Here is a 5781-nt window from a genome sequence, read left to right on the forward strand (position 1 = left end):
CGACGCCGCCCGCGCCCGCCGAAGGCCCAGCTCACGATCACCGGAAGTGCGCAGCTGGGTGCCGAGGCCGGCCGGGTTGGCGAAGCGGGTCGCGTGCCGGGTGACGTCGTGGTTGGAGAGCACCCATGTCGTGGGGGCACCGACGGGGCGCATCGCGGCCAGCGAGCCGTCGATGACCTCCCGCAGCTCCGTGGCGTCCCAATGGGTGCTCAGATACTGGAAGTTGAAGGCCTGGTGCATCTCGTCCGGGCGTACGTACATCGCCGTACGCTCGACGGTCGGCGTCCAGGCCTCGGCGACGAGGACGCGCTCGCCCTCGTACTCGTCGAGGATCCGCCGCCAGGAGCGGTAGATGTCGTGCACCCCGTCCTGGTCGAAGAACGGCATGACGTCGTTGCCGAGCAGCTTGAGCTGGTCGCCGGAACCGATGTCGGGCAGCCCGGCGGCCTTGACCAGCCCGTGGGCCACGTCGACGCGGAAGCCGTCGACGCCCAGGTCCAGCCAGAAGCGCAGGATCGAGCGGAACTCGTCCTGGACGGCCGGGTGCTCCCAGTTGAAGTCGGGCTGCTCGGGCGCGAACAGGTGCAGATACCACTCTCCCCCAGCCTCCGGCCGGGAGGTGCCCCCATCGCCTGTCGGCGCCTCGACCCAAGTCCAGGCCGGTCCGCCGAAGATGGACTCCCAGTCGTTCGGGGGCAGTTCGCCGTCGGCGCCCTTGCCCTTCCGGAAGTGGAAGCGCTCGCGCAGCCGGGAGCCGGGGCCCTCGCGCAGCGCCTGGCGGAACCAGTCGTGCCGGTCGGAGCAGTGGTTGGGTACGAGGTCGACGATGACGCGCAGCCCCAGCTCGTGGGCGCCGCGGATGAGCGCGTCGGCGTCGTGGAGGGTGCCGAACATGGGGTCGATGGCCCGGTAGTCGGCGACGTCGTATCCGGCGTCGGCCTGCGGCGACGCGTAGAACGGGCTGAGCCAGACCGCGTCGACGCCGAGCTCCTTGAGGTACGGGAGCCGGCCGCGTATGCCCGCGAGATCGCCCATGCCGTCACCGTTGCCGTCGGCGAAGCTGCGCGGATAGACCTGGTAGATCACCGCGTCCCGCCACCAGCCGGTACCGGTGGGGTGCGGGCCACTGGTCGGGTGGTGGGCGGTGGCGGCGAGGTGCTGGGTCATTTCATCCCTGGGTGTCGTCGGATGCGGAAGGTGCGCAGGGGATGCGCACGGTGCGTACGTGAGTGAGGTGCGGGCTCAGCCCTTGACGGCACCGGCCGATACGCCGGCCACCAGGTGCCGCTGCGCGAAGAGGAACACGATCGCGGCGGGGACGGCGATGAGCACGGAGGCCGCGGTCATCGGGCCCCACTGGGCGCCGTACTGGTTGACGAACTTCTGCAGTCCGCCCGCCAGCGTCATGTTCTCGTCGCCGACCATGAAGGCGGAGGCGTAGGCCACCTCTCCCCAGGCCGTGATGAACGAGTAGAAGGCCGTCACCGCGATGCCGGGCCGGGCGAGCGGCAGGATGAGCCGCCAGAAGGTGCCGAACGGGGTGAGTCCGTCGACCTGCCCCGACTCGTCGATCTCCCTCGGGATGGTGTCGAAGAAGCCCTTCATCATCCAGGCGCAGAACGGGACGGCGATGGTCAGGTACGTGATGACCAGTCCGGCCGGTTCGTTGAGGAGGCCCATGCCCGCCATGAGGTTGTAGATCGGCACGATGAGGACCGCGACCGGGAACATCTGGGTGATCAGCAGGGTCCACATCAGTCCGCGCTTGCCGGGGAAGCGGAAGCGGCTGACGGCGTAGCCGGTGGTGGCGGCCACGAAGACGCCGATGATCGTGGTGAGGCCCGCGACGAGGAGCGAGTTGGCGAACCAGGTGAGGAACGGGGTGTCGTTCAGCAGCCCGGTGTAGTTGGCCAGGGTCGTCTCTTTGAAGAAGTCGGTGGTCGTCGCGTACTGCGCCGGCTTGAGCGAGGTCAGCAGGACCCACAGCACCGGGAAGACGGCGATGACCGACGCCACCACGAGCGTCAGGTGCAGGCCGAGGGAGGCCAGCGGGGAACGGCGGCCGCGCACCGCCGGATGGGTCGAGGTCACCAGGTTTCTCCCTGCTTGCGAAGGACGCGCTGGTAGACAGCGGCGAAGAGCATCAGGAGGACGAGAATCAGCACGCCCCAGGTGGAGGACTGAGCGAAGTCGCGCGGGTTGATCTCGAAGGAGAACTTGTACGCCTGGGTGACCAGGATCTGGGTGGCCTCACCCGGACCGCCCCGGGTGAGCAGGAAGATCACCGGGAACATGTTGAAGGTCCAGATGGTGCTCAGCAGGATGACGGTGGTGGACACCGACCGCAGGCCCGGCATCGTGATGTGGCGGAAGCGCTGCCACGCGTTCGCGCCGTCCATCTCCGCGGCCTCGTAGAGCTCGCCGGGGATGGACTGCAGTCCGCCGAGCAGGGCCACCATCATGAACGGCACGCCGAGCCAGACGTTGACGGCGATCACCGAGAACTTGGCCCAGGTGGGGTCGTTCAGCCACGGCACGGCGTCGATGCCGAGGCCGCCGCCCGCGAGGAGCTTGTTGAGCAGGCCGTTGTCCTCGTTGTAGAGGAAGCGCCAGGCGAAGACGGAGACGAAGCCGGGCACGGCCCAGGGCAGGACCAGCATCATCCGGTAGAACGACCGGCCGGCGATCCTGCGGTTGAGGATGTTGGCGAGCGCGAGGCCCAGGCCGAAGGTGGCGGCCACGCAGGAGACCGTCCACACCAGCGTCCACCCGAGGGTGTCGAGGAACTGGCTGCCGGTGAGGGCGTCGGCGTAGTTGTCGAGGCCGACGAATTCGTAGGTCGCGGGGAGGTGGTTGACCCCGATCGACCGCTCGACGTTGCGCTCGTTGGCGTTGGTCAGCGACAGATACATGCCGCGTACGAGCGGATAGCCGATGATCACCCCGATCACGATCACCACGGGGGCGACCATGGTCCAGGCGTACCAGTGGGTGGTGAGCGCGCGGCGGAGGGGACCCCCCGCGGGTGCGGAGTCGCGGCGAGGGCCGCGGGCGCTGTGCGCGCCCGCGGCCTTCGTCACCGACCGGCCGCTGGTGTGGACAGCCACTGTCGGTCTCTCTTCCCTTACTTCCAGTCCTTGAGGAGCTTGCGGTAGGCGTCGCCCGTCGCCTTGGCTCCCTTTTCCGGGGTGGTCTGGCCGGTGAGGACCTTGGTGTATTCGACCTTCAGCGGCTCGAAGAGGCTGCCCGTCTCGGGGATCCAGGGGCGCTCGACGGCCTTGTCGACGACCGGCTTGAAGAAGCCGACGATCTCGTTCGACGCGACCTGCGGGTCCTTGTAGATGGAGGAGCGGGTCGGCAGGAGGTTGAGCTCCTTGGCGACCTGGGTCTGGGTCTGGGCCGAGGTCATGTACTCGACGAAGGCCTGGGAGGCCGCGAGGTTCGGGGAGCCCGCGTAGACGGCGAGGTTGTGGCCGCCCTGCGGGGCGCCCTGGCCGGCCGAGCCGGCGGGCACGGGGGCGACACCGAGGTTGGCCTTGTCCTTGAACTCGGCGCCCGCGTAGGTGTCGGCGACGGCCCAGGGGCCGTTGATCATCATGGCGACCTTGCCGTCCTTGAAGGCCGACTGCATGTTGTTCCAGCCGTCGGTGGCATCGGTCTTGGCGGCGCCCGAGTCGACCAGGTCCTTGACGACCTTCATGGCGTTGACGCCGGCCGGGTTGTCGACCGTGACCTGCTTCTTCTCTGCGTCGACCAGGTTGCCGCCCTCGCCGTAGAGGAAGGACAGCAGCCAGTACGCGTCGTCTCCGCGCAGGTACATCCCGGTCTTGCCGGTCTTGTCCTTGATGGCCTTGGCGGCGGTCTTCAGCTCGGCGATGGTGCGGGGGACCTCGACGCCCGCCGCCTCGAAGATCTTCTTGTTGTAGAAGACGCCCATGGAGTCGATGACCTGCGGGACGGCGTAGGTCTTGTCGTTGTACTTCGTGGAGGCGGCGGCCTGCGGCAGGAAGTCCTTCTCGTCCTTCAGGGCGGCGGTGCCGTCGAGGGGGGCGAGCAGTCCGAGGTCGGCGAACTCGGGGGTCCAGGCGACCTCGGAGCGGATCACGTCGGGGGCGCCGGAGCCGGCGGACGCCGCGTTCTTGAACTTGTTCTGCGCCTCACCGAAGGGCACGTTCACATACTTGATCTTGACGTCGGGGTGCTGCTTGGTGAAGCCCTCGGCGATCTTCTTGAAGACCTTGTCCTCGCTGCCGACGGTCGACGTGTCCCACCAGGTGACGGTGCCGGACAGCTTGCCGCCCGAGCTGCTCTTCGCGCCCTCGCCGTCGTCGCCGCCGCACGCGGTCGCCGTGAGCGCCAGGCTCGCGACCAGAGCGGTGGCCGCTATGCCACGTCGCATGTGAACTCCTTCGATGGGGCCGTCCTGTCACGGCGCCGATTCGTCGAGGAACGTAACAAGGTTGAAAGAAGACCGAAAGACCTTGCGAGAGATTTCCGCAAGGGGCGACGATCGTTACATCCGCGTGTCCTGGCGGTAGCGGGAAAGACCCCTGTCAGCGCAGCCCTGGGCCGTGCGGCCCGCCCGGACAGTGCACGAAACCGCTTCCGCAAGAGATTGCAGCGCTGTTACCTTCGAGAGAGGCAGGCGTTGAACCGGTAGATCCGGAACATCCCGAATCAGGCATCCGCAGGATCCGAAGGGGACCGTCCATGACGCAGGAGCTTGAGCCGACCATCCCGCCGCACGCCGCCCGCCGCGCGCGGGACTGGTGGCGTGACGCCGTCATCTACCAGGTGTACGTGCGGTCGTTCGCCGACAGCGACGGCGACGGCATCGGTGATCTGCGCGGCGTCCGGGCCCGGCTCCCCCACCTCGCCGCACTCGGCGTCGACGCCGTCTGGCTGACCCCCTTCTACGCGTCCCCGCAGGCCGACGGCGGCTACGACGTGGCCGACTACCGCGCCGTCGACCCCCTCTTCGGGGATCTCTCCGACGCCAGCGACCTCGTACGCGAAGCCCACCTCCTCGGCCTGCGGGTGATCGTCGACATCGTCCCGAACCACACGTCCGACCGGCACGACTGGTTCCGCTCGGCGCTCGCCGGCGGACCGGAGCGGGCGTACTACCACTTCCGTAAGGGGAAGGGCACGGGCGGTGAACTGCCGCCGAACGACTGGGAGTCGGTCTTCGGCGGCCCGGCCTGGACCCGGGTCGAGGACGGCCAGTGGTATCTGCACCTGTTCGCGCCCGAGCAGCCCGACCTCAACTGGGAGCACCCGGCCGTGCGCGAGGAGTTCGACGCGGTCCTGCGCTTCTGGCTCGACCTCGGCGTCGACGGCTTCCGGATCGACGTGGCCCACGGCATGGTCAAGGCCGACGGCCTGCCCGACATCGGACTGCGCGAGCAGGCCAAGATGATCGGCGCGCAGGTGCTGCCGTTCTTCGACCAGGACGGCGTCCACGAGATCCACCGCGGCTGGCGCCGGCTGCTGGACGCCTACGACAACGAGCGCATCGGCGTCGCCGAGGCCTGGGCGCCGACCCCGGAGCGGCTCGCGCTGTACGTCCGCCCGGACGAGCTGCACCAGGCCTTCAACTTCCAGTTCCTGCGCTGCCCCTGGGAGCCCGCCCCGATGCGGGAGGTCATCGACGCCTCACTCGCGGCGACCGCCTCCGTCGGGGCCCCCACCACATGGGTGCTCTCCAACCACGACGTCGTACGCCACCCGACCCGCTACGGCGACGGTCCCCTCGGGCTGCGGCGGGCACGCGCCGCGGCC

General features: G+C 68.8%; 5 protein-coding genes. 1 reads left to right on the forward strand and 4 read right to left on the reverse strand.

What is annotated here, in order from left to right; translation table 11 throughout:
- The 4 genes from ABT342_RS37790 to ABT342_RS37805 form a co-directional block, all read right to left on the reverse strand.
- Positions 1 to 1167 (reverse strand): alpha-amylase family glycosyl hydrolase (locus tag ABT342_RS37790; RefSeq protein WP_351584050.1); only part of this gene is annotated, 1167 nt, incomplete at its 3' end.
- 75 nt (positions 1168 to 1242) lie between these two features.
- A complete protein-coding gene (locus ABT342_RS37795; RefSeq protein WP_351584061.1) occupies positions 1243 to 2094 on the reverse strand; it encodes a sugar ABC transporter permease in 852 nt (283 codons plus the stop codon).
- Positions 2088 to 3107, reverse strand: a complete 1020-nt coding sequence (locus ABT342_RS37800) for a carbohydrate ABC transporter permease (RefSeq protein WP_351584052.1) — start codon at positions 3105 to 3107, stop codon at positions 2088 to 2090. The genes ABT342_RS37795 and ABT342_RS37800 overlap by 7 nt, the downstream gene beginning before the upstream one ends.
- A gap of 17 nt (positions 3108 to 3124) precedes the next feature.
- Positions 3125 to 4399: an extracellular solute-binding protein gene (locus tag ABT342_RS37805; RefSeq protein WP_351584055.1), complete on the reverse strand. Its 1275-nt coding sequence runs from the start codon at positions 4397 to 4399 to the stop codon at positions 3125 to 3127.
- 311 nt (positions 4400 to 4710) lie between these two features.
- Here ABT342_RS37805 and ABT342_RS37810 point away from each other — a divergent pair.
- Positions 4711 to 5781 (forward strand): alpha-amylase family glycosyl hydrolase (locus ABT342_RS37810; RefSeq protein WP_351584058.1); only part of this gene is annotated, 1071 nt, incomplete at its 3' end.

It is taken from the genome of Streptomyces sp. NPDC000410 (assembly GCF_040300305.1).
Lineage (GTDB): Bacteria > Actinomycetota > Actinomycetes > Streptomycetales > Streptomycetaceae > Streptomyces.